Source organism: Streptomyces sp. NPDC054047 (genome assembly GCF_055585065.1).
On sequence record NZ_JBVJKV010000006.1, the window covers coordinates 71,382 to 96,725 of the forward strand.

31 protein-coding genes, 2 tRNA genes and 1 pseudogene are annotated in these 25,344 nt (G+C 70.4%); 29 read left to right on the forward strand and 5 right to left on the reverse strand.

Going from position 1 to position 25,344, the window contains the following annotated elements; translation table 11 throughout:
- The first annotated feature begins 52 nt into the window (after positions 1-52).
- From ACZ6ZP_RS22375 to ACZ6ZP_RS22385, 3 genes are read left to right on the forward strand one after another with little or no spacing between them, the layout of a single operon-like run.
- On the forward strand, positions 53-1,231 hold the full coding sequence (locus tag ACZ6ZP_RS22375; RefSeq protein WP_469408001.1) for a DUF6777 domain-containing protein: 1,179 nt from the start codon (positions 53-55) through the stop codon (positions 1,229-1,231).
- A gap of 42 nt (positions 1,232-1,273) precedes the next feature.
- Entirely contained in the window at positions 1,274-3,424 is a 2,151-nt protein-coding gene (locus ACZ6ZP_RS22380; RefSeq protein WP_361473366.1) for a SpoIIE family protein phosphatase, read from the forward strand.
- Positions 3,425-3,428: 4 nt separating this feature from the next.
- Complete coding sequence (locus ACZ6ZP_RS22385; protein ID WP_351164119.1) at positions 3,429-4,289, forward strand: Fpg/Nei family DNA glycosylase; 861 nt, start codon at positions 3,429-3,431, stop codon at positions 4,287-4,289.
- Positions 4,290-4,355: 66 nt separating this feature from the next.
- Here the strand turns inward: ACZ6ZP_RS22385 and ACZ6ZP_RS22390 are convergent, their stop codons facing one another.
- Complete coding sequence (locus ACZ6ZP_RS22390) at positions 4,356-5,024, reverse strand: hypothetical protein (RefSeq protein ID WP_351164120.1); 669 nt, start codon at positions 5,022-5,024, stop codon at positions 4,356-4,358.
- A 124-nt stretch (positions 5,025-5,148) separates the two neighbouring features.
- Positions 5,149-5,664: a hypothetical protein gene (locus tag ACZ6ZP_RS22395; RefSeq protein ID WP_351164122.1), complete on the reverse strand. Its 516-nt coding sequence runs from the start codon at positions 5,662-5,664 to the stop codon at positions 5,149-5,151.
- A gap of 334 nt (positions 5,665-5,998) precedes the next feature.
- On the opposite strand from ACZ6ZP_RS22395, the gene ACZ6ZP_RS22400 reads away from it, so the two are divergent.
- From ACZ6ZP_RS22400 to ACZ6ZP_RS22410, 3 genes are all read left to right on the forward strand, one after another.
- Positions 5,999-7,198, forward strand: a complete 1,200-nt coding sequence (locus tag ACZ6ZP_RS22400) for a CapA family protein (protein ID WP_469408003.1) — start codon at positions 5,999-6,001, stop codon at positions 7,196-7,198.
- A gap of 126 nt (positions 7,199-7,324) precedes the next feature.
- Entirely contained in the window at positions 7,325-7,459 is a 135-nt protein-coding gene (locus tag ACZ6ZP_RS22405) for a hypothetical protein (RefSeq protein WP_469408004.1), read from the forward strand.
- On the forward strand, positions 7,456-8,388 hold the full coding sequence (locus tag ACZ6ZP_RS22410) for an RNA polymerase sigma-70 factor (protein WP_361473378.1): 933 nt from the start codon (positions 7,456-7,458) through the stop codon (positions 8,386-8,388). The genes ACZ6ZP_RS22405 and ACZ6ZP_RS22410 overlap by 4 nt, the downstream gene beginning before the upstream one ends.
- A 918-nt stretch (positions 8,389-9,306) precedes the next feature.
- Here the strand turns inward: ACZ6ZP_RS22410 and ACZ6ZP_RS22415 are convergent.
- Positions 9,307-12,258, reverse strand: a complete 2,952-nt coding sequence (locus tag ACZ6ZP_RS22415) for a glycoside hydrolase domain-containing protein (RefSeq protein ID WP_469408005.1) — start codon at positions 12,256-12,258, stop codon at positions 9,307-9,309.
- Between the two features lie 95 nt (positions 12,259-12,353).
- On the opposite strand from ACZ6ZP_RS22415, the gene ACZ6ZP_RS22420 reads away from it, so the two are divergent.
- The 4 genes from ACZ6ZP_RS22420 (at position 12,354) to ACZ6ZP_RS22435 (ending at position 17,282) form a co-directional block, all read left to right on the forward strand.
- On the forward strand, positions 12,354-13,484 hold the full coding sequence (locus ACZ6ZP_RS22420) for an ROK family protein (protein WP_361473384.1): 1,131 nt from the start codon (positions 12,354-12,356) through the stop codon (positions 13,482-13,484).
- Between the two features lie 152 nt (positions 13,485-13,636).
- Entirely contained in the window at positions 13,637-14,638 is a 1,002-nt protein-coding gene (locus ACZ6ZP_RS22425) for an ABC transporter permease (RefSeq protein WP_351164131.1), read from the forward strand.
- Positions 14,635-15,558: a carbohydrate ABC transporter permease gene (locus tag ACZ6ZP_RS22430; protein WP_351164132.1), complete on the forward strand. Its 924-nt coding sequence runs from the start codon at positions 14,635-14,637 to the stop codon at positions 15,556-15,558. The genes ACZ6ZP_RS22425 and ACZ6ZP_RS22430 overlap by 4 nt, the downstream gene beginning before the upstream one ends.
- 92 nt (positions 15,559-15,650) lie before the next feature.
- On the forward strand, positions 15,651-17,282 hold the full coding sequence (locus ACZ6ZP_RS22435; RefSeq protein ID WP_469408007.1) for an extracellular solute-binding protein: 1,632 nt from the start codon (positions 15,651-15,653) through the stop codon (positions 17,280-17,282).
- 20 nt (positions 17,283-17,302) lie between these two features.
- On the opposite strand, the pseudogene ACZ6ZP_RS22440 reads toward ACZ6ZP_RS22435, so the two are convergent.
- Positions 17,303-17,743: pseudogene (locus tag ACZ6ZP_RS22440) on the reverse strand (APC family permease); the annotation flags it as partial.
- Positions 17,744-17,908: 165 nt separating this feature from the next.
- On the opposite strand from ACZ6ZP_RS22440, the gene ACZ6ZP_RS22445 reads away from it, so the two are divergent.
- On the forward strand, positions 17,909-18,076 hold the full coding sequence (locus ACZ6ZP_RS22445; RefSeq protein ID WP_469408008.1) for a hypothetical protein: 168 nt from the start codon (positions 17,909-17,911) through the stop codon (positions 18,074-18,076).
- Here ACZ6ZP_RS22445 and ACZ6ZP_RS22450 read toward each other — a convergent pair.
- Positions 18,070-18,345 carry a hypothetical protein gene (locus tag ACZ6ZP_RS22450; protein ID WP_469408009.1) on the reverse strand — a complete coding sequence of 92 codons (276 nt, stop codon included), beginning with the start codon at positions 18,343-18,345 and terminating at the stop codon, positions 18,070-18,072. The genes ACZ6ZP_RS22445 and ACZ6ZP_RS22450 overlap by 7 nt on opposite strands.
- Before the next feature lie 141 nt (positions 18,346-18,486).
- Between ACZ6ZP_RS22450 and ACZ6ZP_RS22455 the strand changes: the two genes are divergently transcribed.
- The 18 genes from ACZ6ZP_RS22455 to ACZ6ZP_RS22540 all read left to right on the forward strand — a co-directional run bounded on the left by ACZ6ZP_RS22455 (position 18,487) and on the right by ACZ6ZP_RS22540 (position 25,228).
- Positions 18,487-18,657 carry a hypothetical protein gene (locus tag ACZ6ZP_RS22455; RefSeq protein WP_469408011.1) on the forward strand — a complete coding sequence of 57 codons (171 nt, stop codon included), beginning with the start codon at positions 18,487-18,489 and terminating at the stop codon, positions 18,655-18,657.
- 26 nt (positions 18,658-18,683) lie between these two features.
- Entirely contained in the window at positions 18,684-18,938 is a 255-nt protein-coding gene (locus tag ACZ6ZP_RS22460) for a hypothetical protein (protein ID WP_469408012.1), read from the forward strand.
- Positions 18,931-19,536: an HNH endonuclease signature motif containing protein gene (locus ACZ6ZP_RS22465; protein ID WP_469408013.1), complete on the forward strand. Its 606-nt coding sequence runs from the start codon at positions 18,931-18,933 to the stop codon at positions 19,534-19,536. Before ACZ6ZP_RS22460 ends, ACZ6ZP_RS22465 begins: the two co-directional genes overlap by 8 nt.
- 109 nt (positions 19,537-19,645) lie before the next feature.
- Positions 19,646-19,819: a hypothetical protein gene (locus ACZ6ZP_RS22470; protein WP_469408015.1), complete on the forward strand. Its 174-nt coding sequence runs from the start codon at positions 19,646-19,648 to the stop codon at positions 19,817-19,819.
- A gap of 90 nt (positions 19,820-19,909) precedes the next feature.
- Complete coding sequence (locus ACZ6ZP_RS22475) at positions 19,910-20,098, forward strand: hypothetical protein (RefSeq protein WP_469408017.1); 189 nt, start codon at positions 19,910-19,912, stop codon at positions 20,096-20,098.
- Positions 20,099-20,158: 60 nt separating this feature from the next.
- Positions 20,159-20,233: transfer RNA gene (locus tag ACZ6ZP_RS22480), tRNA-Leu, on the forward strand.
- Between the two features lie 32 nt (positions 20,234-20,265).
- Positions 20,266-20,841, forward strand: a complete 576-nt coding sequence (locus ACZ6ZP_RS22485; protein ID WP_469408018.1) for a hypothetical protein — start codon at positions 20,266-20,268, stop codon at positions 20,839-20,841.
- Positions 20,842-20,980: 139 nt separating this feature from the next.
- Positions 20,981-21,640, forward strand: a complete 660-nt coding sequence (locus ACZ6ZP_RS22490) for a hypothetical protein (RefSeq protein ID WP_469408019.1) — start codon at positions 20,981-20,983, stop codon at positions 21,638-21,640.
- Between the two features lie 157 nt (positions 21,641-21,797).
- Entirely contained in the window at positions 21,798-22,250 is a 453-nt protein-coding gene (locus ACZ6ZP_RS22495) for a hypothetical protein (protein ID WP_469408021.1), read from the forward strand.
- Positions 22,251-22,261: 11 nt separating this feature from the next.
- Positions 22,262-22,328: transfer RNA gene (locus ACZ6ZP_RS22500), tRNA-OTHER, on the forward strand.
- An 89-nt stretch (positions 22,329-22,417) separates the two neighbouring features.
- Positions 22,418-22,591 carry a hypothetical protein gene (locus tag ACZ6ZP_RS22505; protein WP_469408023.1) on the forward strand — a complete coding sequence of 58 codons (174 nt, stop codon included), beginning with the start codon at positions 22,418-22,420 and terminating at the stop codon, positions 22,589-22,591.
- Positions 22,588-22,794, forward strand: a complete 207-nt coding sequence (locus ACZ6ZP_RS22510; RefSeq protein ID WP_469408024.1) for a hypothetical protein — start codon at positions 22,588-22,590, stop codon at positions 22,792-22,794. Before ACZ6ZP_RS22505 ends, ACZ6ZP_RS22510 begins: the two co-directional genes overlap by 4 nt.
- Positions 22,791-22,958 (forward strand): hypothetical protein, encoded by a 168-nt coding sequence (locus ACZ6ZP_RS22515; protein WP_469408026.1) that lies wholly within the window; start codon positions 22,791-22,793, stop codon positions 22,956-22,958. The genes ACZ6ZP_RS22510 and ACZ6ZP_RS22515 overlap by 4 nt, the downstream gene beginning before the upstream one ends.
- Positions 22,955-23,368, forward strand: coding sequence for a hypothetical protein (locus tag ACZ6ZP_RS22520; RefSeq protein ID WP_469408028.1), 414 nt, complete (start codon positions 22,955-22,957; stop codon positions 23,366-23,368). Before ACZ6ZP_RS22515 ends, ACZ6ZP_RS22520 begins: the two co-directional genes overlap by 4 nt.
- Positions 23,368-23,703, forward strand: a complete 336-nt coding sequence (locus tag ACZ6ZP_RS22525; RefSeq protein WP_469408030.1) for a hypothetical protein — start codon at positions 23,368-23,370, stop codon at positions 23,701-23,703. Before ACZ6ZP_RS22520 ends, ACZ6ZP_RS22525 begins: the two co-directional genes overlap by 1 nt.
- Positions 23,704-23,706: 3 nt before the next feature.
- Positions 23,707-23,991 (forward strand): hypothetical protein, encoded by a 285-nt coding sequence (locus ACZ6ZP_RS22530; RefSeq protein ID WP_469408031.1) that lies wholly within the window; start codon positions 23,707-23,709, stop codon positions 23,989-23,991.
- Positions 23,992-23,994: 3 nt separating this feature from the next.
- The gene (locus ACZ6ZP_RS22535; protein ID WP_469408033.1) at positions 23,995-24,222 is read left to right on the forward strand and encodes a WhiB family transcriptional regulator; all 228 of its coding nucleotides are present in this window, start codon (positions 23,995-23,997) and stop codon (positions 24,220-24,222) included.
- 76 nt (positions 24,223-24,298) lie between these two features.
- A complete protein-coding gene (locus tag ACZ6ZP_RS22540; RefSeq protein WP_469408035.1) occupies positions 24,299-25,228 on the forward strand; it encodes a helix-turn-helix domain-containing protein in 930 nt (309 codons plus the stop codon).
- Positions 25,229-25,344: the final 116 nt, after the last annotated feature.

Sequence of the window (25,344 nt, forward strand, 5' to 3'; positions counted from 1 at the left end):
GCCTGGCCCGGAGAATGGTGGCAAAGCGTCCGATAACAGGCGGGAGAGCACGGTGCGTGTGCCCACCAGGCGGCACGGGTCCACCAGGACCTGTGCGACGGTCTTCGCGATATCCGCGGCCCTCGCCGTCGCGGGATGCTCCGGCGGGGGCGAGAAGAACTCCGCCGACAGCGGGCCCGAGCTGTTCATGCAGCCGGCCGCCGCCCAGGGCCCCAATCCCTTCACCGACTCCACCGCGACATCCACGGCGAAGCCCTCTCCCGTCACCCGTTCGCCGCAGCCGTCGCCGACCGGAACCTCCTCGCCCACGGCCCAGGGCACGCGCTCCCTGTCGGGCGGCACGCCGGGCCTGTACGGCGGCACGCACTCCCTGGGCAGCTGCGACGTCGACGCCCAGGTCCGCTTCCTCACCGCCGACCAGGGCAAGGGCCGCGCCTTCGCCCAGGCGTCGGGCATCTCCCAGGCCGACATCCCGGGCTTCCTGCGCGGCCTGACGCCGGTCGTGCTGCGGGCCGACACGCGTGTCACCAACCACGGCTACCGCGACGACCGGGCCACCAGTTTCCAGTCCGTGCTCCAGACGGGCACCGCCGTCCTCGTCGACAACCGGGGACTGCCGCGTGTGCGGTGCGCCTGCGGGAACCCGCTGAAGCCGCCGGTCGCGCTCAAGGGCACCCCCAGCCACCAGGGCAAGCCGTGGTCCGGCTACCGCCCGGCGCAGGTCGTGGTGGTCACCCCGGCCCCGAAGATCATCGTGAACATCACCATCGTGAACATCGTCGACAACACGTGGATCGAGCGGAAGACGGGCGACCACGACGGCGACGAGGACCGCGTGGTGCCCCCGCCACCCCCCACACCCACACCCACACCCACACCCACGCCGACCCCGACGCCGACGACGCCCAGTCCGAGCGAATCGGACGAGGAAAGCGGCACCCCCAGCGAGTCCGGCACCACCTCCACGGACTGCCCGACACCCGCACCCGCCACGGGCACGGAGCCGCCCACCGGCACCCCGTCCGAGCTCCCGCCGGGCTGCCCCACGCCCACCCCCACGTCGAGCGAGCCCGCCTCGCCCCCGACCGAGCCGAGCACGCCCGAGGACGACACGGCGCAGCCCCCGCCCCAGGAGGACCCCGGTGACGAGACCGGCCCGGAGAGCGCCCCGGACGACCCGTTCCTGAGCGACTCCCCGCTGACCAGCGATCCCGGCACTTTCCAGAGCTGAGCGTGCGCGCTCGGTCCCGACAGCGAAGAATCATGAAGTGTCATGACGCCCACGTCACTGCCGGACGACTGGCCAGCGGATCCACGGTCGATCCTGGCGTTCAACCGCACAGGCTGCTTCGACTGGGACCTCGAGAGCGGCCTGCTGCATCTCGATGCCGCGGCACTGGACGTCTTCGACATGCGGGCCGACGAGTACGACGGCCGCCCCGAGAGCCTGGCCAGCCGGGTCTCCGCGGTCGAGTCGCACCGCCTGGACGCCCTCGTCTCGCACGCCCTGAAGGACGGCAGCCAGACCTACGGCGTCTACTTCCGCGTACGGCTGCGCGCGGGCGGCCTGCGCTGGACCCACACCCAGGGGTACATCCTCCGGGACGGGACGAGCCGTCCGCGGCGCATCGTCGGCGTCGTCCGCGACGCCACGCAGGAACTGGGCGACAGCACGGCCCGCCACCAGCGCGCCGACGAGGAGGAGGACCGGCGCCGCCGCACGAGCATCGTGCAGGGCACCACGGCCGCCCTCGCGCACGCCCGTACCGTCCGGGACGTCATCGACGTACTCAAGGACACCCACGGCCTGGCCCACCTGGGCGCGTCGAACCTGGTCATGGCCCTGGTCGAGGCCGGACGGATCCGCCTGGTCGCGGAGGGGCCCGAGGGCAGCTTCGTGCCCGGCACCAAGTTCACGCGGGTCGACGAGCGGTATCCGATGAGCGACGCCGTGCGCACGCTCTCGCCGCGCTTCATCGAGACGGAGGCGGAGTTCGCCGCCTCCTACCCGGACCTGTGGCCGCACATAGACAAGCTGGGCATCTCGTCGGCCGCGTATCTGCCGCTGATCGCGCAGGCCAAGCCGATCGGCGTGCTCGGCCTGCTCTACCAGGACAAGACCGGCTTCACCGAGGAGGAGCGCAACGTCCTGGTCGCGCTGAGCAGCGGCATCGCGCAGAGCCTGCAGCGCGCCATGTTCTACGAGCAGGAGAAGGACCTCGCGCAGGGCCTCCAGCAGGCGATGCTGCCGCGCACCATCCCGGGCGTACCCGGCGCCGACGTCGCGGTGCGCTACCGCTCGGCGGCGCTCGGCCGGGACATCGGCGGCGACTGGTACGACGTGATCCCGCTGCCCGGCGGCCGGGTCGGGGCGGTCATCGGCGACGTACAGGGCCATGACACGCACGCGGCGGCCGTCATGGGCCAGTTGCGCATCGTGCTGCGCGCCTACGCCGCCGAGGGCCACACGCCCGCCACCGTCATGGCCCGCGCATCGGGCTTCCTGCACGAGCTGGACACCGAGCGCTTCGCCACCTGCCTGTACGCGGAGGCCGACCTGTCGACGGGCGTGGTCCAGCTGGTGCGGGCCGGCCACATCGACCCGCTCGTGCAGCGGATGGACGGAAGCTGCCGCCGGGTGCCGGTCGAGGGCGGTCTGCCGCTGGGCCTCTCGGCCGAGTTCGGCCGTCTCGAATACCCGGTCACCACCTTCGAACTCGACGCGGGCCAGACCCTGTTGCTCTTCACCGACGGCCTGATCGAGGAGCCGGGCGCCGACCTGGACGACGGTCTGCGGGCCCTGGGCGAGCTCGCCTGCTCGGGCCCGCGCGACCTCCAGCAGCTCGCCGACCGGCTCTGCGGGATCGTGGACGAGCGGGGCGGCGAGGACGACGCGGCGCTGCTGCTGCTGCGCCGCCGCCTCGTCGACACGCCCCGGTCCGGCGGACGTCTCCAGCAGCATGTCGGCCCCGGCGATCCGGAGGCGCTGGCCGAGGCCCGGCACATGATCCGGGCCGCGGTGCGCGCCTGGGGCGCCCGCGAGCGCGCGGACGAGATCGAGCTGGTGGCGGACGAGGTGATCACCAACGCCCTGATGCACACCGACGGCGCGGCGATCGTCACCCTGCGGGTCATCAGCGGCGGCGACCGGCGTCTGCGCGTCGAGGTCGAGGACTCCTCCAGCGCACTGCCGCGCCGCAGGGAGGCCGGGGAATCGGGGGTGTCGGGACGGGGGTTGCTCCTGGTGGACATGCTCGCGGACGTGTGGGGCGTCGAGTCGCGGGGCGGCGGCAAGTGCGTGTGGTGCGAGTTCGTCGTGCCCGCGCGGGAAAGCCGGGGCCAGGGCGGCCGGAGCGCGCCGCGGGCGCCGCGACAGGATCAGGGCGCGCGGACGGCGCCGCCGCCCCAACAGGGTCAGGAGTGAGCGGATGCCGGAACTTCCCGAGGTCGAGGCGCTGCGCGCCTTCCTCACCGACCACCTCGTCGGCCACGACATCGTGCGGGTGCTGCCCGTGGCGATCAGCGTCCTCAAGACGTACGACCCGCCGCTCACCGCCCTCGAAGGGCGCACCGTCACGGCCGTGGCACGCCACGGCAAGTTCCTCGACCTGGACGCGGACGGCCTGCACCTGGTCACCCACCTCGCCCGCGCGGGCTGGCTGCACTGGAAGGACCGCCTCCCCGACGGCCCGCCACGCCCCGGCAAGGGCCCTCTCGCCCTGCGCGTCGCGCTGGAGACGGGGGAGGGCTTCGACCTGACGGAGGCAGGCACGCAAAAGCGCCTCGCGGTGTACGTGACCGAGGACCCGTCGGGCATCCCGGGCATCGCCCGCCTCGGCCCCGACCCGCTGGCCCCGGACTTCGACGAGGAGCGCTTCGCCGGGCTCCTGGCGGGCGAACGCCGCCAGATCAAGGGCGCGCTGCGGGACCAGACCCTGATCGCGGGCGTCGGGAACGCCTACAGCGACGAGATCCTGCACGTGGCCCGCATGTCCCCGTTCAAGCTCACGTCGAGCCTCACGAAGGAGGAAGTCCATGGGCTGCATGTGGCGTTGCGGACCACGCTGACCGAGGCGGTCGAGCGCTCGCGCGGAGTCGCGGCGGGCCGCCTCAAGGCGGAGAAGAAGAGCGGCCTGCGCGTCCACGGCCGCACCGGCGAGCCGTGCCCCGTGTGCGGCGACACCATCCGCGAGGTCTCCTTCAGCGACTCCTCGCTCCAGTACTGCCCCACGTGCCAGACGGGCGGGAAGCCGCTGGCGGACCGGCGGATGTCGCGGCTGCTGAAGTAGCCGGCCGCCGAAGTAGCCGGCCGCCGAAGTGGTCGGCTGCTGAAGTGGCTTGCTATGAGCGGGAGTTCAGGGGCGCCGCAAGGTCAGCAGGCGCTGTCCGTCCGTCGTGCGCACCTCGTAGCGGGCGATGTCCTCGCGGCGCAGGGCCGCGCCGCCCCGGGTCGACAGACCGGCCGAGGTCTCGCCCGCCGACCCGGCGACGGGCACCTTCCACGTCGTGACCGTCTGCTCGGAGCCGTCGGTGGCGACCGCGACGAGCTCGCAGACGCGGGCGCCGCCGTGCGGATCGCGGACGCGCAGCCCGATGTCCGTGCCCCAGTCGCGGCCCCGCGCGGTCACGGTCGCCGAGACGCCGGTGCGGCCGTCGCGGGCGGTGATCTGCTCCGGGCCGGGCCCGTCGGCCCGCAGAACCGCCGTCGCGGGGGCGGCGAGCGCCAGTACGACGCTCGCCGCGACCGCGCACAGCCACCGCCTGCGCCCGGCCCTGCGCAGCCGTGCCGCCTCGGCGAGCAGCCGGTCGGCGAGGCCGGGGTCGGGCACGGTCAGCGGTTCGACGTGCGGCGGGGTGACGCGGTCGTAGGCGGCCAACTGCTCGGCTGCCGGGCCGAGTTCCGCCACCAGGTCGCGGCACGTGAGGCAGTCCATGAGGTGGTCGTCGAAGCGGAAGGTGTCCGCCGCGTCGAGGACGCCGAGCGCATAGGCGCCCGCGTCGCGATGCCGCTCCAGGGACCTCATGGCGTTCCTTGCGTGACGAGTCGGGCAGGGGGTGCTTTCTGCCCTCCCGTACGCAGCGGACCGCCGAATCACTCAAGACGCGGGACGAGAACACTCGCACGAGGCGTCAGAACAGTGAGAACGGTCAGAACAGATGGATCGCCAGGTGCCCCAGGGGCAGCCCCAGGCGCCAGGCCGCCGTCCAGACCTTGGGCCCGTCGTCCTCCCCGCCCGGCGATCCGCCGCCGGGCACCGCGTCCAGATCGGGTGCGAGCAGCTCCGTCTCCTCCAGCCAGCGCCACGCCAGGTCGGCCAGCTCCAGGTCGGGCGCGGGCTCACTGGAGATGAGCGCGTCCGCCGTGAGCGCGGCCATCCGCTCGCCGACCCAGTCCTGCCACGGCTGGTCGTAGGCCGTCAGGGACAGCCAGGTCTCCAACTGGGAGACCACGCGGATGCCCGACAGTTCGTTTTCCGTGTCGGAGAGGAAAATAGTCAGGGCCAGAGCATCACGCCCCGCGCGGTATTCGAAAGATGTCGGCGGCATCAAATCACCGGTACGCAGTAATTCGTCCGCGATGTACTCGGCGTACAACCACGCCATGGGCACGGCCAGTTCGCCGCCGCGCGGGCCCTCCGTGTTTCCTCGGCTCTCGTGCAGCATCCCGTCTCGCCTTCCTCCGATCCGTGCGCGTCGCCGGCCTCTGGCCCCCAATCCGGAACACGGATGAGGACAGCCGATTACCCGAAGGGGGCTCTGAGCAAGGCGCTTTACGGAGCCTTGACTCAGCCCTCGGTTTCGTCGCAGGTCGGAGGCGGTGTGTTCTTCGTGTCACATGGCCGGATGATTTAAGTCCGTTTCAGGGACTATGACGGCATTGCTGCTTGACTCGACCTTGTGTCCGAATGTGGATTCGTTTCGCCGAATTTCCCCCATTCACGGAGCCTGGTCGATGACGCAGCGCACACCACAGGGCAAAGCCGTTCTGGCGGCCGTAATGATCGGATCCACTCTCGCCACGAGTGCCGCCTGTACGGCGAATACGGAGTCCGTACAGGAGCGGAGACCGAAGCAGCAGAGCGAAAGACAACCGGACGGCACACGACACGGCAATCGGGACGTTCCGCCCCCCGCTCCCTCCGCGGCCGGCGGCGGCCAGCACGCACAGCGGGCCTTCACGCTCGTCGCCTCCGGGGACGTGCTCCCGCACTCCTCGATCATCCAGCGGGCCAACACCGACGCGGGCGGCGACGGCTACGACTTCGTGCCGATGTTCAAGGGGATCAGACCCGTCGTGTCCAAGGCCGATCTGGCGATCTGTCACATGGAGACGGTCTACGGCGAGAACGGCGACTACACCGGCTACCCCAGCTTCAAGTCCCCGCCCCAGATCGCCCGCGCCCTGAAGGTCACCGGCTACGACTCCTGCTCCACGGCCTCCAACCACACCCTCGACGACGGCGCCGCGGGGGTGCGCCGGACGCTCGGCGCGCTGGACAAGGCAGGCGTCAAGCACGCGGGTTCGGGGCGCACGGCCGCCGAGGGCAGGTCGCCCGCCTGGCTGCGGGCGGGCGGCGCGAAGGTGGCGCAGCTGGCGTACACGTACGGCACCAACGGATACCCCCAGCCCAAGGGCAGGCCCTGGACGGTCAACCTCATGGAGCGCGGCCGGATCATCGCGGACGCGCGCGCCGCGCGGAAGGCGGGCGCGGACGTGGTCGTGGTCTCCGTCCACTGGGGCACGGAGTGGCAGGACGCCCCGGACCGCCGCCAGCTGAGCCTCGGCAAGCAGCTCACCGCGTCGCGCACGCAGGGCCGCCCCGACATCGACCTGATCGTGGGCACCCACGCGCACGTCCCCCAGGCGTACGAGAAGGTCAACAAGACCTGGGTCGTCTACGGCATGGGCGACCAGATCGCCGGCGACATGATCAACCACGCCGGCGAGAACGACCCCCGCGGCAACCAGGGCACCCTCGGCCGCTTCACGTTCGCCCCGCCCGCGGCTCCCGGCGGACGCTGGGAGGTCAAGAAGGCCGAGTTCATCCCCCAGTGGTTCAACACGCGCACGGGGCGCGTGACCAACCTGAACGCGGCGCTGGGCCGCGGCGCGGACGTCGCCGACATCCGCGACCGGATCCGCCGGATCGTCCTGAGCAGGGGAGCGGGGAAGACCGGCCTGGTGATGGGCCAGTAGCGGGGGCCGGTAGTGGGGGCCGGTAGTGGGGGCCAGTAGTGGGGATCCGTCCGCATGTCACAGGTGTCCGGGGCCGCCTCGTCTCTGATGTGAGAGGCGGTTCGGGACATCAGGAGGGTGATGGGCATGCGGGTGTTCGTGGCCGGCGGGGCCGGGGCTGCCCTGGGACGGCGCCTCAAGCCCCAGCGCGTGACCTGGACGCGGCTGCGGCTGCTGGAGCGCCTGGGCGCCGGGCCGGGCTTCCGGGAGGGGCTCGGGTGAACCGGACCGAGGAGTTCGAGGAGCTGCGGCCGCTGCTGTTCGCGATCGCCTACCGGATCCTCGGCAGCGTGAGCGAGGCGGAGGACGCGGTGCAGGAGAGCTGGCTGCGCTGGGAGGCCTCCCCGGCGGAGCCGCGGTCGGCCAGGGCCTTCCTGTCGGCCGTGGTCACCCGGGTCTCGATCGACGTGCTGCGCTCGGCCCGCGTGCGGCGGGAGGCGTACGTCGGGCCGTGGTTCCCCGAGCCGCTCCTGACCGACCCCTACGAGGACCCGGAGCGCTCGGCGGAGCTGGCCGATTCGCTCTCGATGGCGGCGCTGGTGCTGCTTGAGCGGCTGACCCCGCTGGAGCGCGCGGTCTTCGTGCTGCGGGAGGTGTTCGGGTTCGGCTTCCCGGAGATCGCGTCGTCCGTGGAGCGCTCGGAGGCGGCGTGCCGCCAGCTCGCCGTGCGGGCGCGGCGTCACATGGACGCGGGCAGGCCCCGGTTCGAGGCCGACCGGAAGGTGCGCGACGAACTGGCCGAGCGGTTCTTCGACGCCTTCCGGGAGGGGGACGTGGACGGGCTGCAGGAGCTCCTCGCCGCCGATGTCGCCATGGTGGGCGACAGCGGCGGCAAGGCCCCGCAGTTCGCCAGGCGCATCGTCGGCGCCGCGAACGTGGCCCGCGTGTTCGCCGCGCTCGTCCCGCAGTTCGCCCAGGTCGGCGTCGTGGTGGAGCGCCGCCGGATCAACGGCCAGCCGGGTGCCGTACTGCGCGACGAGAACGGCAAGGTCGTCAGCACGATGGTGCTCGACATCCTCGACGGCCGCATCCAGGCGATCCGCTCGGTCCTCAACCCCGACAAGCTCGCCCACATGGGCCCGGTGGCGGACGCCTGGGCCCTCAAGCGCGACGCAATCGCCCGCCGCCCCCGCCCCGACGGGGAGAGCTGACCGCGAGCCCGGTTGCCTGCCCCGAGGCCCGGCCGGGCAAGGGGCGACCGGGACCTCGGCCGACAGATCGAAGGAGCCGCGCCGCCCCACCGGACCGACGGGGAGAGGTGACGGTGAGCGTGGCCGCCGCCTGTGGGGCCGCGCGGCGGTCGGCCGGGTGGGCGTCGTCCGTGGCGGCGACGGTGGGCTGTCGGCGCGGTGGAGCTGGACATCCTCGACGGGCGGATCGGCCGGGGGCGTCGGCCCCGGCCGGTCGGCAGAGGCGACAGCAGTGCGGTCGCTCCCTCCGGGCCCCGACCGGGCGGCGGTCAGCCGGGCCCTCGACGGACAGGGCGGTCGAGGCGCGCCGCCCCCCCCCGGACCGGCCGGGTGAGGTGGCAGCGGGCGTGGCTGCTGCCTCTGGGGTCGGGCAGGGGTCACCCGGGTGGCGTCGCGGCCGTGGCTGGGGCGGCAGGGGGCGTCGCGTGGCGGTGCCGGACATTCCTCGGTGGCGGTGGACAGGTCGGCCGAGGCGCGCCGCCCCCCGGACCGGCCGGGGGTGAGGTGGCAGCGGGCGTGGCCGCCGCTTCTGGGGTCGGGCAGGGGGTACTCGGGTGGCGTCGCGGCCGTGGGTGGGGCGGCAGGGGGCGTCGCGTGGCGGTGCCGGACATTCCTCAGTGGCGGTGGACAGGGCGGCCGAGGCGCGCCGCCCCCCCCGGACCGGCGGGGAGAGGTGGCAGCGGGCGTGGCCGCTGCTTCTGGGGTCGGGCGGGGGTCACTCGGGTGGCGTCGCGGCCGTGGCTGGGGCGGCAGGGGTGTCGGCGTGGTGGTGCTGGACATCCTCGGCGGACAGGGCGGCCGAAGCCTGGCCGGGCCGCCGGGAGGGGTGGCCGTGGGCGTGGTTGCTCTCCCCGGGGGCCCGGCCGGGGCCGCCCGGCTTCAGGTGAGGCGCAGCAGCCAGCCCCGTCCCGGTTCCACCCGTATCGCCTCGCCCGGGGCGAACCTCCGTTCCGGCTGGAAGCCCTCGATCGCGGGGGCGTACGCGGCCGTGTGGCCCGAAGGGGTGGACAGGGTCACGTCCACCGGGTTCCCGGCCCAGGAGGCGAGTGCCGTCACGGTCCCTCCTGGGCCCTCCCAGGTGGTGGCCAGGACGTCGTCCCGTCCCGTTCGTACCGGAGGCGTGGTGGTGGCTCCTGCGGCCCACCAACCCGTCATCTCCGCCTCCGGCAGGCGGAGTTGGTCGAAGGCCCGCCACAGGGGGCGTACGTCCGTCATGGGGGCCCGTGCCGTCATCCCGAAGACGAGCCCGCGCCAGGGATTCCCGCCGCCCTCCAGCATCTCGCCCATCAGGCCGAAGGGGATGCCCGAGATCTCGACGAGCCAGTACGCGGGATCAGCGCCCAGGGCCCCGCCCGTGTCCGAGCCTTCGTCCGTGCCCTCGTAGTCGAAGAGCTCCCCCAGCCACAGTCGGTCCACGTACGGCAGCAGCTCCGCGTACAGGTTGGCGCTCGACGCGAAACCGTCCGGTTCGCGGAACTGGTTGCAGGAGTGCAGGTCGATCAGCGGGGGCGTCCCGCCGGTAGCGGACAGGACCTTGCGGACGCGCTTCATGGTCGTGCGGTCGTACGCCACGTCGTCCAGATAGAGACCGTCGATCCCGACGACCCGCCGCAGCCGTTCGATCCCGCTCACATAGGAGTTGTGCCACCGCGAGTCGCCGGACGTGACCACCGCGACGTCCCCCACGTCGGGCGCCACCCACCCGGGCACGTAGTCCCCGCCCAGATGCTCCCGCAGCCACGCGTGCCCGCCCCCGGGCCCCGGCGCGAAGATCTCGTCGCCCAGCGACGCGAGAACCGGCAACTCCGGTGTGTGCCGCGTCAGTTCGCGCACCGTGTCGTACACCTTGACCTGAATCCCGAGCCGGTGCGCCTCCTCGGTGTAGGAGCGCAGGGCGTCCGCGCCCAGGAGCGGGTCGTTGATGTACGGATTGGGCGGCGTCGCATGGTGCAGATTGGCGACGTTCGCGCCGTACTCGGCGATCTCCGGGGGAGAGGCGTACGCGTGGAAGTACCGCTCGGACAGCTGCCGCGCCGGTTCGAGCGGCTTGAACGGCGTCAGGAGCAGCCGGAACTCGAAGCACCGGCTCTCGCCGGCGCGCAGCGCGAGCGGCCCGCTGAAGGCGGAGAGGGTGCGCACCCCCTCGCCGGTGCGCAGCCGCACCCCGCCCGCCCCGTCGCCCGCCCAGGAGTGCGGTGTGCGCAGGGGCTTCTCCCGGTAGTAGTTGGTGTTGAGCGGCCGCGCGTAGTGCTCGTCGCGCAGGCTGAGCTGGAGCCCCGCCGCCGGGTCGCCGAGCCAGAACGCGTCCTGGTTGCGGGTGGGCGTGTCCCAGCTCCAGTCGTACGCCGCCGGGCACGCGCGGCCCGTCAGGCCGAGCCCCATCGCGTACCGCGCGACCTCCTCGCGGACCGGCACGTCCAGCGTCACGTCGAGCTCGGTGTCGGCGGTGGCCTCGACCGTGGCGCGCACCACGAGGAAACCGTCGGCCTCCAACTCGCCCTCGGTGCGCAGGAGTACGTCCCGTCCGGCACCCCGCGCCGACCAGCCCACCCGCGCCGGGCCGCGCCGGTCCAGGCTGAGCGGCCCATGCTCCAGGGGGCGGCCGATGTCCAGCGTGACGGGCGCGGCGAGCAGGTCACGCGGCGGTCCGTCGGCGCGCGTGACGGTCGGTGTGAAGGTGGAGACGAGCCGCCGGGGGAGCCCCTGCGGGCCGAGCTCGACCGTGCGGCCGAGGATGGTCAGGCGCTGCCCTCCCGCCTCGTCCGCCGCCGCCTCGACCGGGGTGAAGGGGGCCACCGGCTCGTCGTCCTGCGCGAGCGCCGAGTCCAGCCATCCGAGCCGCGATAGCCGCCACGGCTCACCGGCGCCTCCGTCGGCGACGAGGTCCGGGCCGACGGTGAGGCGCAGCGGCAGCACTCGCTCCGGGGCGCCGGGCGCACGGACGGCGATCTCCCCCTCGTACAGGCCGGGTTGAGCGTCCTCGGGGATCTGGGCACCGAACCACAGGGCCCCCGCCCGGCCCCCGTCGACTGTCACGCGCCGCTCGAAGGCCCGGCCGCGCGCGTCGATGCCGCCCGTGCTGAGGCACCGTACGGCGAAGGGCAGCCCCCGGATCTCGCCGATCACGTCCGTCAGCCCCTGGAACGCGTACACGCCGACCTGCACCGCGTAGAACTCACCGCGGTCCGCCGTGACGTCGAGCGGTGCGAAGGGAGTGGCCAGCGCCCAGCGCGCGGGCAGCCGTCGGTAGCGGCCGAGCGGATGGGCGCGGTCCTCGCCGAAGAGGAGGAATTGCTCCTTCGCGTAGGCCTGTTGGAGTCGCGCGCGCTCGTCCGCCGTGGCCGCGAAGCCGAGCGGCGCGAAGGAGTCGACCGCGCTCGCCGCCTCGTAGCCGAAGGCCTCGGCGCGCGGCAGCTTCTCCCAGCCGTCGGCGCCGTGCAGGCCGCAGCGGTGCACCCAGCCGGGGTCGGCCGTCTGTGTCGGAGGCCGGTAGGCGGCCTGCGGGTAGTAGGGCTTGCCCGTGTGCGCGTACGGGAGATAGTGCACGGCGTAGGTGCCGGGACCGTCCGCCGGTTCGAAGGCGATGCGCCCCGTCTCGTCCGTCACCTCCACGGCCACGGTGTTGCGCACGCGCTCCCCGGACGGTCCGACGACGATCACGTCCACCGCGCCGGTGCCCATATCCTGGCGGCGCCAGGGCAGTTCGGCCGCGACGGCCGGGGCCGTGCAGTCGGTGGTGTCGGCGCGTACGAGAAGGCGGTGGTTGCCGTAGACGTCGCTGTCCCAGGAGCCGATTCCGCATGCCAGCTCCGGATGACCAGTCTCACCCATCTGTGCTCCCCCAAGGGCGCTATTTATTAGGTAAGTTTCTCAATCGCTCCGGGTCACCCTGGAGATCAACCGATCGCGCTGTCAAGGGGGACGCCGTGAAGAGTGGGGACCCGTCGCTGCTGCGCCGCCTGAACGCGGCCGCGGCCCTGCGCGTGCTGCGCGAGCGTGACGAGATCACCGTGCCCGAACTGGCCACCCTCATCGGTGTGTCGAGGCCCACGGCACAGGACCTCACGGCCCAGCTCCTGCGCGAGGGCCGCCTGGTGGAGCTGACGCCGGGCAGCGGGAGCGTGGGCAGGCCCGCCCGCAGGTTCCGCTTTCGGGCCGAGGCCGCGCACGTCCTGGGCGTGGACATCGGCGCGCACAAGATCCTGGTGCACGCCGCCGACCTGCTCGGCCGCACCGTGGCCACCCAGCGTGTCGCCGTCACGCCCGAACTCCCCGCCGACCGGCGCCTGGACGCCGTCCGCGAGGCGATCGCGGGCTGCCTGGGCAAGCCCGCCGCGGCGAACGTGCGCCCGCTGGCGACCGGCGTCGGCACCAGCGGCATGGTGGACGCCGCCGGCCGGGTGGTGGAGAGCGACTCACTGCCCCAGTGGACCGGCCTCGACCTCACCCGCGAACTCGCCGACCCGGCCCATGGACCCGTCGTCGTGGGCAACGACATCCAGCTCGCGACCCTCGCCGAGTGCACCGGGGGAGTGTCGGTGGGCACCGGCGACTGCGTGTACCTGTACGTCGGCAACCGGCTCGGCATCGGCCTGTGGCTCCGCGGCGAGCTGTACCGCGGACACCGCGGCGCGGCGGGGGAGATGGTCGCCGGAGACGGCTGGGAGCGGTGCTACCAGCGGCTCCTCGACTGGTTCGCGGGACACCAGGGCGCGGACAGGCCCACCCGCGAGAACGCCGCACGCGCGGTGGTGACCGCCGCCGCAGCGGGGGACGGCGGCGCCAAGTACACCCTGCGCGCCTTCGCCGAGGCGCTCGCGGACAGCCTGGCCCGCCACGTCGCCGTACTCGACCCGCAGTCCGTGGTGCTCGGCGGCGGCATCTCCCGTGCGGGCGCCCTGCTCAGCGAGCCGTTCGCGGAGCGGCTCGGCGCGCTCTGCCCCTACCGGCCGACGGTCCAAACCTCCCTACTCGGCGAGGAATCCACCGCAATCGGGGCAGCTCGCCTCGCACTGGAACACATCGATCACGCCGCGCAGAAAAGTCCAACTCTCTAGGACCCGAAGGTGGTTGACGGGCGGGAGCCACGCTTCGATGATGTGGCTCTCTTTCGGCAAGTTGGCTTCTTAATTGGCCGGCTCTCGACGGCCGTCCCGGCTGTCGGCTGCCACTTTTCTGTTCCGTCGTGCCGCCAGGCCAGGGAGTACGTGTGACATCCCCAGCAACGCAACGCAGGCCACGCGCCGCGTCGCCGCCACCACCCGGATCGGATCCGAAGTCCCCGGGCCCGCCCCGCCACCGCCGCGCCCCGCTCCTGGTCCGACTGCGCAACAACTGGGTGATGCTCGCCCTCATGGCCCCTGGCCTGCTGTTCTTCCTGTTCTTCTTCTACGTGCCGATGCTCGGCAACGTCATCGCCTTCCAGGACTACCAGCCCTTCATCGGCTTCAAGGACAGCCCCCTGGTGGGCCTGGCCAACTTCCAGGAGCTCTTCGCCGACCCGGCGTTCTGGGAGGCGGTCCGCAACACCCTGGCGTTCGCCGCGTTGCAGCTGATCTTCTTCTTCCCGGCGCCGCTGGCCCTGGCCCTGCTCATCAACAGCCTGGTCAGCCCGCGCATCAAGAAGTTCGTGCAGAGCGTCGTCTATCTGCCGCACTTCATCTCCTGGGTCCTGGTCGTCGCGCTCTTCCAGCAAGTACTCGGCGGAGCGGGCCTGTTCAGCAACTATCTGCGCGATCACGGCATGTCCGCCCTGGACGTGATGACCGACCCCGACACCTTCTCCCTCCTCATCACCGGCCAGGTGATCTGGAAGGACATCGGCTGGGGAATGATCATTTACCTGGCGGCGCTCGCGAGCGTCGACCAGAGCCTGTACGAGTCGGCGGCCGTGGACGGAGCGGGACGCTGGCGACGCATGTGGCACGTCACCCTGCCCGCCGTACGCGGCGTCACGATCATGCTGCTCGTGCTGCGCCTCGGCGACGTGCTGTCCGTCGGCTTCGAGCAGTTCCTGCTCCAGCGCGATGCGGTCGGCGCTCGCGCCTCGGAAGTCCTCGACACGTACATCTACTACCACGGCGTCGTCTACGGCGACTGGGGCGTCGGCGCCGCCGCGGGCCTGGTCAAGGGCGTCATCGGAGCCTTGATGATCTACGGCGCCAACAAGGTCGCCCACGCCTTCGGAGAGCACGGGGTGTACAGCAAATGAGCAGCTTCGGATTCCCCTTGCGCACCCCGCGGACCCGCGAGGAGCGGCCCGCCTGGGAAGAGCCCCCGTCGAAGATCGGTTCGACCGCCAAGGCCGTCGTCATCACCGTCATCTGCGCCGTGATGATCCTGCCGTTCCTCACGGTCCTCTCCACCAGCCTGGCCTCCCGCGAGGAGATCACCGAGGCGGGCGGCTTCGTCCTCTTCCCCACGGACCCGACCCTGGAGGCGTACCGCACGATCCTCTCCGGCGGCATCGTCTCCCGCGCCGTCGTCGTCAGCGTCCTGATCACCCTCGTCGGCACCGCCCTCTCGCTCCTGACGACGATCGCGCTCGCCTACGGCCTCAGCAAGCGCGGCGTCCCCGGCAGCAAGCCGATCCTCCTGGCGGTGCTCTTCACGCTGCTCTTCGTGCCGGGCATGGTGCCGATGTACGTGGTGGTCAAGGAGCTCGGACTCCTGGACTCCTACTGGTCGCTGATCCTGCCCGTCATGATCAACGCCTTCAATCTCGTCGTCCTGCGGGCGTTCTTCATGAACATCCCCGAGGAGCTGTACCAGGCGGCGCGGATCGACGGCGCGGGCGACTGGCGCATCCTGACCCGCATCGTGCTCCCGCTCTCCAAGGGCGTCGTCGCCGTCGTCGGCCTCTTCTACGCGGTGACGTACTGGAACGCCTTCTTCAACGCGATGCTCTATCTGAACGACTCGGGCAAGTGGCCCATCCAGCTGGTCCTGCGGACCTATGTGGTGCAGGGCAAGTCCATCTCGGGCGACCAGCTCGGCGTCAGCCACATGCCGCCCCAGCAGTCGATCTCCATGGCCGTCGTCATGATCGCGCTCATCCCGATCCTGCTGCTCTTCCCGTTCCTGCAGAAGTACTTCACCAAGGGCGTGCTCACCGGCGCCATCAAGGGCTGAACGTCCATCCCCTCACACCCCCTTCTCCTGCCACTCCCTTCCCCCGACACCCCTGCCCCCTGACACCTTTCGCGGAGATTCCCATGACAGGCATGTCCCGACGCACCTTCCTCAGCCTCTCCACGGCCGTCGCGGCGGGCGCGGCCGCCACCTCCCTGACGGGCTGCGGCTCGGGCGCGAAGAAGACGGGCGAGGCGGCATCGTCGAAGGTGAAGCTGCCTTCGTACGTCCCCTTCGGCAAGGTCAAGCCCGACCTGCCGCCGAACGCGAAGGGCCTCTCGGCCGGGTTCCTCTCGTACCCCGAGAAGCTGGTGCGCAGCGTCCCCAAGCCCCCGGGCGACGGATCGAAGATCACGATGCTGACCGAGATCTGGACGCAGCCGCCGGCCCCGGCGGGCTCCAACGCGCACTGGAAGAAGGTGAACAAGGAGCTCGGTGTCGAGCTGGAGGCGATCTTGGGCACCGACCCCGGCTACGAGGAGAAGTTCTCCGCCGTCGTCGCGGGCGGCGACCTGCCCGACCTGATGTGGATACCGCCGAACCAGGGCATCCAGCACATCGCCGAACTCCTGGAAGCCAAGTGCGCCGACATCACCGAGTACGTGTCGGGCGACGCGGTGAAGGACTATCCGAACCTCGCCGCGATGACCCCCGCGCACTGGAAGACGGCGGTCGTCAACGGAAAGATCTGGGGCGCTCCCAGCCCGTATCCGGCCGTGGGCCAGGTCTACGGCGGAAACCCGAAGGTGTGGGAGAAGGCGGACGGCCTCTCGGCGAGCAGCCCCGAGGAGTTCCTCGCCAAGTGCAAGGAGGTCACGGGCGGCAAGGTCTGGGCCCTGGAGCCGATCTACGTCAACGCGGCCGGCGTGCTGAGCCAGTGTTTCGGCGCACCCAACAAGTGGCGCCGGAACAAGGACGGTTCGCTCACCTGGTGGCAGGAGACCGACGAGTACACCGAAGCGCTGAACTTCGTCCTCAAGCTGAAGAAGGCCGGCGTCTTCTACCCCGGCAACCCCAACATGGCCGACGCGAACACCAAGCTGGCCCAGGGTTCGATCGGCGCGGTCGTCTTCGCCAACCCGTTCAACGCGCGCAAGGACATCCGCGTCCAGGACCCCGGCCTCGCCGCCGAGATCCTGATCCCGTTCGGCGCCGGCGGCAACAAGCCCAAGCACCACTACCACCTCGGCACGATCGGCTACACGGCCGTCAAGAAGGGCGACGAGAAGCGCGTGCGCATGCTGCTCGGCGTGCTCGACTACCTGGCGGCGCCGTTCGGCACCAAAGAGCGCGAGTTCCTCGAATTCGGCACGGAGGGTGCGGACTTCAGCTACGACAAGAACGGCTTCCCGGAGCGCTCGACGACGGGCAAGAAGCAGGTCGAAGGCCTCTTCAGCGGCCTGACCACGGCCACCACCTCACCCTTCGCGCTCGTCGCGTCGACCTTCCCGGGCTCCGAACGCGCCCGGGACGTCAAGGACGTCTACGCCGCCGAGCAGAAGCTCATCGAGACCGCCGTGCAGAACCCGGCGGTCGGCCACTACTCGGACGCGTACACCCAGCACTACGGCCGCATGTCCACCGAGGCCAAGGACCTCGTCAACGACATCGTGGGCGGCCGCAAGAAGCTGAGCGAGTGGAAGCCGTTCTGGGCCCAGTGGCGGGACAAGGGCCTGGAGCAGATGGCGCGGGAGTACCAGAAGTCCATCGAGCAGAGCTCCTGACGAGCTCCTGACCCGCCCCGCTACGGCGCGCGGTCGGCCTTGGCCAGCTCCGACTTCCGGTACGAGTACGCGAAGTAGATGACCAGGCCGACCGCGAACCACACCGCGAACCGCACCCACGTCTGCCACTGGAGGAACGTGATCAGCCAGATGGAGAAGACGACCCCGATGGCGGGGACGACCGGCATCCCGGGGCAGCGGAACGTGCGCGGCAGATCGGGCTGCTTGTAGCGCAGCACGATCACCGCGATGCAGACCACGATGAACGCCAACAGGATTCCGATGTTGGTCAGTTCGGCCGCCTCGCCGATCGGCAGGAACCCGGCGATGGCGGCCGACGCGAACCCGACGATCCACGTCACGCGCGTCGGCACGTGCCGGGTCGGGTGGGTCTTGGCGAACCACTTCGGCAGCAGCCCGTCGCGCGACATGCTGAACCACACGCGGGTGACGCCGAGCATGCAGCCAAGTGCTCTTTAAGTTCCCCCTGACGCTGCCTACCTGACCAGCCGTAACACCCAAGGCGCCCTGCTCACTTCGAGCCGGGCGCCTTATCCATGCCCGCGGCGCGCACCTGGAACGGTCGGTGCGCGTCGCGTATCCATCACATCAGAGAGGTGATCACCATGACCGACGCGACCGCACCCAAGGCGCCGTCCGGGCTGAAGCTGGTCCGCGAGTTCTTCGGCTTCAACATGGCGCAGATGAAGGCCGAGTGGATGAACGGCGGACTCACCGACGCCGACAAGGCCGAGATCGTCCAGGGGCTGAGCGACGGGTCGCTGACCTACTGAACCTCGCCGGCCGCTCGCCTCTTCGCCTTCTCGGAGCGGCTCTTGTACTCCGCGGGCGGCTCGATGCCGTGTCTGCGGGCCAGGGTCCGGAACGTCTCGTCGGTCTTCCCGGTGAGGTCGGACAGGGCCCTGGTCCCCATGCCTGCGCGCAGCAACTCCAGTGCGCGGGCCATCACATCGGGCCGCATGTCGCGTTCGGCCTTCAGGTGGCGCCGGTACTTCTCGAAGACCTTCGCGGTCTCTTCGTCAGGTGTCACGTCATCGGCCATGCCGCTCATGGTACAGCCCAAGGGCTTGGGGTCCTCAAAGAATCATCACACCCCAAGTGCTTGGGGTATTGCATCCCAAGCGTTTGGGGTGGATAGTGGAGGCATAGGCAAGCAGGAACCGAAACAGCTCCGGGAGAAGAGATGAACGGCATCGAGCTTCGGTACGAGATCTACAAGCACTTGGTAGACGTGGTCTACGGAACCCAGCTGGTCAGTCCTGCACCGGGAGAGCCGCTCAAGATCGGCGTACTCGTCAAAGACTCGTCCGGAGAGTTCCGGAAGTTCACGGTCTCCATCGAAGAGGACGAGTAGAGCACCCGGTTCACGGACGGTCCGCCATGAAGACCACCGTCGCTGAGTACCTGGTCACCCGGGGCCTCCCCGCCGACTGGCGCTACGCCTCCCCGTTCGGCCGCATCGCTGCCGAGACCTACCGCAACATCTACCGCCGCGAGCCGCGCAAGGCTTTCCGCCTGATCAATGGCCGCTTCCGCCGTGTCAACTGCTTCAAGCGTCGTGAATCCCACGTACTCAGCGAGGCGTTCGCCGCCTACCCCCGGACGCGTCATGCGGAAGGTGTCTCTCATGTCTGACCACGGCGTTTGCGCAGAGTGCGGGTCGCAGGCCGCGACCCCCCGCTCTCGGGGGCGTTGTCGCCGCTGCTACGACCGTCACGTCAAGGCACTCAAGGCCAGCGATGACTTCACACCTATGCACAGCGGTCGAACTGCTCGTCCTCCCATCGAGCGGATCATCAGCAAGGTGACGCCCGGCTGGGGCGGTTGCTGGATCTTCACTGGCCGCGCCCGGAGCGACGGCTACGTAGACATCCGGGATGCGGCGACTGGCCGCGCGACGATGGCTCACCGCGTGACATACGAGGCGTTCATCGGGCCCATTCCCGACGGGCTCCAGCTCGATCACCTGTGTCGCGTCAGGCGCTGCGTCTTTCCGTGGCACCTGGAACCAGTGACTACCAGGGAGAACCTGCGGCGAGCGTCAGCCTCCTGGGTCGCCCGGTTCGGTGAGCGCGACCACTGCGACAAGGGTCATGAACTGACGCCTGAGAACACGCAGTACGGCCATCGATTCAGGAATGGACGCAAGGACGTCTACCGCATCTGCGCCACGTGCAAGCGCGCCTACTACAAGGCATGGCGCGCAAACCGGAAGTCCAAGGAGCCGTCATGATCCTCTCCATCGTCGTCTGGGTCTGGGACCACTGGTTCCTGTACGCGCTGCTCGCCGCCGCGCTGGTCATGGTGGCCGTGGCGGCGACCGTGAGGACGGGGCGTGCGCGGTGAATGTCCAGCCCCATGAGCCCGTCACCGTCGCAGAAGTGGATGCCGCCGCAAAGGCGCGACGCGAGGCCGATGAAGTCGCGTACGTCGAATGGCATTACGAGCAGTTCGGATGCGCGCCGACCACTGGCTTTGGCCCGAACCTCTTCCCCGGTAGTGCGACGGAACTCTGATCCACCCGCCCCGGTCCGGTCACCACGGACGTACGCCGCAAGGCAGACCGGGGCACTCGGCACCACCCCATCAACCCGCGAGGGGGAGTCATGTCAGGCAAACCGAAGTTGTTGATCTGGAGCGACGAAGTGCTCAAGGGCGGCCCGAACCAGACGACCGCCGTGCTCTGCCAGATGGAGACGGGCGAGAAGGCCGCGCTGCTGCTGGCTCCCGACGACTGCGCGGACTTGGGCGCGATGCTCCTTCTGGAGATCCCGGCGCAGCGTACCGAGTCCTGACCAACCCCGCCCGGGGACATGCGACCCGCACCACCGACTCGCTTCCCCGGACGGGCCCCAGGGGCCGTAGCTCAGCGGCAGAGCGGACGCCTTAAAAGCGATCGTCATGCGCCGGTTCGAATCCGGTCGGCTCCACTTCGTCACTCGGTCCCAGAAGGGGGCAGATCATGGGCTACACCACAGAGTTCACCGGATGGGTTGCGATCTCCCCGCCGCTCAATCCGGCAGAGATCGCGTACCTCACCAAGTTCAGCGGGACGCGCCGGATGATGCGAGGCAAGGGCCCGTACTTCGTGGGCGGCACTGGCTTCGCCGGGCAGGGACGGGATGGCGACGTCATCGACTTCAACCGCCCGCCGGAAGAACAGCCCGGACTCTGGTGCCAGTGGGTGCCGACCGAGGATGGCGCCGCACTGGAGTGGGATCAAGGGGAGAAGTTCTACTGCGCCCCTGAGTGGATGCAGTACTTGATCGACCACTTCCTGAAGCCGGGCGCTGTCGCCTCCCCGCTTCCTGGTTTCGCGAGCTTCACGTTCGATCACGTGCTGGACGGCGTGATCAGCGCTCAGGGCGAAGACCCGGATGACGTCTGGCAACTGGTGGTGGTCAACAACCGCGTACTCACGCGCAGGTTCGACGAAGAGATCCCTGACGTCGAAGGCGACATGCTCGCCAGGATCGACGAAGTGCTCTACGACGCGACCGTCAGTGAAGACGCGATGCGCTCGCGTCCGATGGCCTGACCCCTAGCCCCCGCTCCGGACCGAATCCCCCCGCGTCCGGAGCGGGTCCCCCGGCAGACGCCCCCGCCTCTACTCCCCATGCCCAGGCGGGGGCGTCTGTCTCCTCACCTCAACTCCCGGCCCCGGAAGGGGGCGCACGATGACCGCTACCCCGCCGGACGGATACGCCGTCCCGAAGATCGTCACCGACCTGGTCGCGTACGCGGAAGCTCACGGCTGGAAGAGCGTCGTCGACTGGACGCCGCCCGACTACGAAGAGCCGTTCATGACCGTCTGCGTGGGGCGCAGAGTGACGGAGGCAGACGGCGAGCGGCGCGGGCCTTGGTGGCAGTACAGGCTGACGTACCACTCGCGCGGCTGCGAACCTGGCAAGGTCAAGAAGTTCGGTACCGGTCTCGCACAGACCCCGGACAACCCGTCGTGGCATGACGCCCCGTCGGTCCGGAAGATCCGCGAAGTGATCTACGAGAACCCGGCGCCGGGGACGGTGACCGTCTTCAAGGGCCCCATATCCCGAGCGGAGTTCAACGCGATCCCGCACGGGCGGGTGCTCAGGTTCTCGTACGACTGGATGACCTTGCGGTACACAGAGTGGATCGAGGACATGCCGCGCTGGGGCTGGTCGCTCATGAACGACTACGGCAGGCCGGAACACCCCTGCCACGTCTCGCGCGCGGACTCGCGCGCCATGGCCGCCGACCATTTGACGGCGTTCCTCGCGCCGAACCGCTGGTACGGCGGCGACAACCTCACCGTGGACGAATGGGAGATCGGACCGTATCCGCTCCCGCCCACCTGAACTCCCCTGCCCTCCGGCCGCCCGGTGGTGTCACCCGGGATGGAAGGCAGGGACCCCGCGCCCCTGGGTGACGGCGTGGGGAGCAAGGGCGCCCCGGAGGCTTCATCTTCTCGGCCTCCGGGGCGCCCGCCAACTCACAGCCCTGGAAGGGGGCGTCATGGAACTCTGGCTCGACAAGGACGGCAACGCCATCGACGCAGCGACGGCGAACGAACTGCTCGGTAACTTCGAGTACAAGTGCGTGGGCCGAACGGTGGTGGCGTCAAACAGCAACGCGGCAGCCAGCTTTCTGGTCTCCACGGTGTGGCTCGGGGTCAACCACCAGTTCGGTGACGGTCCGCCCCTGCTCTTCGAGACCATGGTCTTCAGCGACAGCGACGATGGACACAGGGGCGACCAGCACACCGAGCGCTACAGCACCCTGGCCGAAGCAGAGGCCGGACATGCGGAGACCGTCGCACTGGTCGCCGCCACGGTGCCGGACGAAGTCGTCACTGCCATCGACGGAATACCGTCCGAATGCAGGCGAGACGTGCTCACGCAGATCGACGAAGTCCTGAGCGACACGACGGTGAGCTTGGACGCGATGCGTTCGCGCCCTCGCAGCTGATCCTCTAGACCGCCCCCGTAGCTCAACTAGGCAGAGCGCCCGACGGGGAGGTTGCGCGTTCAAATCGCGCCGGGGGCCCGACTAAAGGACACGTCCCCTGGGGGGACCCGCGGCGCCGCATCGACGGCGCCCTTTTCATGACCGCATCACCGCCCTGAGGGGGCGTCATGCTGCACATCCCGCGATCCTTCATCCATCCCATACAGGCCCGCCGCGCCCGCCACCTGGTGGCGGTGCTGGACGAGAGTGACCCGATCGAGCGCGCGTTCCAGGCGCTGGTCATCGAGCACCCCGAGCACCTGGTGCCGCGACGCAAGCGGAGCAAGGGCGGTGCGGCGTGAGCGCTTGGCATACGGCCCGCGAAGCGGTCGCGAAGAAGGTCGGCCAGGAGCTGGCCGACGAAGCGTTTGCCGAAGTGCGCCGCGAGGATGCCGCACTCGTCGAAGACCGCGCATGCGACGCCGACTTCACGGAGTCACCGGAGTACATCCGCGGCCTGCGGGATGCGGCCGAGCTGCTGACCCGTAAGGCGGGTGCCCCATGACCCGCCAACGCGTCCAGCTCAAGAAGACGCCACGCGCCCGCAAGAGGGGTGCAGAGGCGGCCCCGGACACACAGGACACCGAGCGCCCGGCGAGGGCCTCACGGCGCGCACGAGCCGTCAGCGAGGCCGCCGCGCAGTGGTTGCGCAGGACGGGGGAGCGGTGAGCGGTATCGAGCCCCCCATACCTGATACCTACCTCGGGACACCGGTCCCCGACGACATCAAGAAGCAGTGGCGCCGGTGGGAAGGGGCGGAGTGGCGCAAGATGCGCTATCGCGACACGAACCGGCTCTACCCGCCGGACCAGCGGTTCACCGTCCGCGCCCCCGATGGCATGTGCCCGGTCCACCGGCAGGCGCGGCTCGGCTACCGCAACATGCACTTCGACCCGGTCACCGGCGACCGCTGGCCGGGCAATCCCGGCTCGCCGTTCGTCGTGGTCGGGAGCGACCTGGACGCCGTGCGCGAAGAGCGCCGCTGCGAGTGGGACGAAAAAGCCAGCGAGCAGATGCGCTTGATCGAGGACATCTGCCTGTCCGGCCGCTCCCCGCAGTGCACACCCAAGGAGGAATGATGAGCGAGCAGACCTCGCCGGCCGCAGTGACGGTCGGCGCCGACGTGGCCAGGCTGTACGAGGAATGCCGAGAGGCGGCTGCGGCCGTCAGCGCCTGGACGAAGCGTCACAAGGAACGGAAGGCGGCGCTGTTCGCGGCCACCGGGTACAGCGACGACGACGTGCGGCCCGATTCGCGGACGGCAGTGGATGCGGCGGGTACGCCGCTGTACACCGTGGACGTCACGTACAAGACCGACGTCGACCGCGACTACATCAAGACGCGCTACCCCGCTGTGTGGGCGGAAGCCGAGCGCAAGATCCCCGTGAAGACCATCAAGTCGGCCGGTGGCTGAGCCATGACTTCACTGACCTGTTTCGACAAGGACTGCCCGTTCACCGGCCCGCCGGTCCGGTACGCGGAGCACCTGTATGTCGTGCACACCGAGGACGCGCCGGATGCGGACCGCTGGGAGATCGTGGAACGTCTGCTTGAACAGGGCGTACAGACCGCGGCCCGTGGCAAGCCCGCCCCGCCCAACGCTGTGCGCAATGACTGCGCGTTCTGCCACCGGGAGCGGTCCGCCAAGGACGACAACCACGCCCCGGAATGTCCCTACTGGGACATCTTCGGCGAGGGCTGACCCATGGCCGTCAACATCGCGTGGATGGACTCTGCGCTGTGCGCGCAGGTTGGTCCCGAGCCCTGGTTCCCCGAGACCGGACACACCTACGACCTGGCCAAGAGCATCTGTGCCATGTGCCCGGTCCAGCTCGAATGCGCCGCGTACGCCGACAGCTTCGAAGGCGACCTCTCCCACCGGCTCCGCCACGGCGGGTGGGGCGGCAAGACACCGCGCCAGCGCGCCGCCTGACCACACCCAACCGAGCCCCGCAGCCACCTGGCCGCGGGGCTTCTTCATGCCCTGAGGGGGGACGTTGAAGATCCGCATGGATGTTGCCGAGCTGCTGGGCGAGGGCCTGTCCAATGCAGAGATCTCCCGCCGCCTGGGCGTGCGTCCCGCCGAGGTGGGAGCCGCCCGCCGTGCCCTGCGGCTGCCGGACCACCGGGACATGAAGCCAGGCCGGGTCGCTCCGGACAGTCACAGGGCACACGGCACGCGCGTCAAGTACGCCGTCGAGAAGTGCCGGTGCACGCCGTGCAAGCGGGCCAACCGACGCGAGGAGAACTACCGCACCCGCATGCAGCTCTACGGCCGCTGGCAGCCGTACGTAGACGCCGGACCGGTGCGGGAGCATGTGCGAGCTCTCGAAGCGAGCGGGCTCGGCTGGAAGCGCATCGCCCGGCTGGCCGGCGTATCCACGGGCTGCATGAGCAAGCTCCTGTACGGACATCCCCAACGCGGCCTCGCGCCGTCCAAGCGCATACGGCCGGAGACGGCCGCGAAGATCCTCGCAGTGACAGCCACGCTAGATGTGCTAGGTGAGCGTGTCAGTGTCGACGGAACCGGCACCCGGCGCCGCCTACAGGCGCTGGTCGCCGCAGGATGGCCACAGGCACAACTGGCGCGGCGCCTGGACATGAGCCCTGGCAACTTCGGCAGGACCATTCGCTCGGACCAGGTGCACGCTTCCACGGCCCGCGCGGTCACGCGCCTGTACGAAGAACTGTGGCGCACCGACCCCCGGCAGCACGGCGTCGACAACCGGGCGCACAGCCGCGCCCGCAATCAGGCGCGGGCGAATCGCTGGGCGCCGGTCGGCGCCTGGGACGACGACACCGTCGACGATCCGGCCGCCTCTCCTGACTGGACGGGCCGGTGCGGGACGCCCGAAGGGGCCTCAGCGCATTACCGGCTCGGCACCCCGGCATGCGATCCGTGCCGCGAGGCGCGGGCGGCTGCCCGACGGGCCGCCTGAACTGCCATGTGCCGGGACGATCTGCCCGCGGGCCACCTCTGGAACTCCCTGATCGGGGTTCCTTCCAAGGTCATCGAGTGCGACTGGTGTACGTGCTGCGGCCTCCCGCGTCCCGG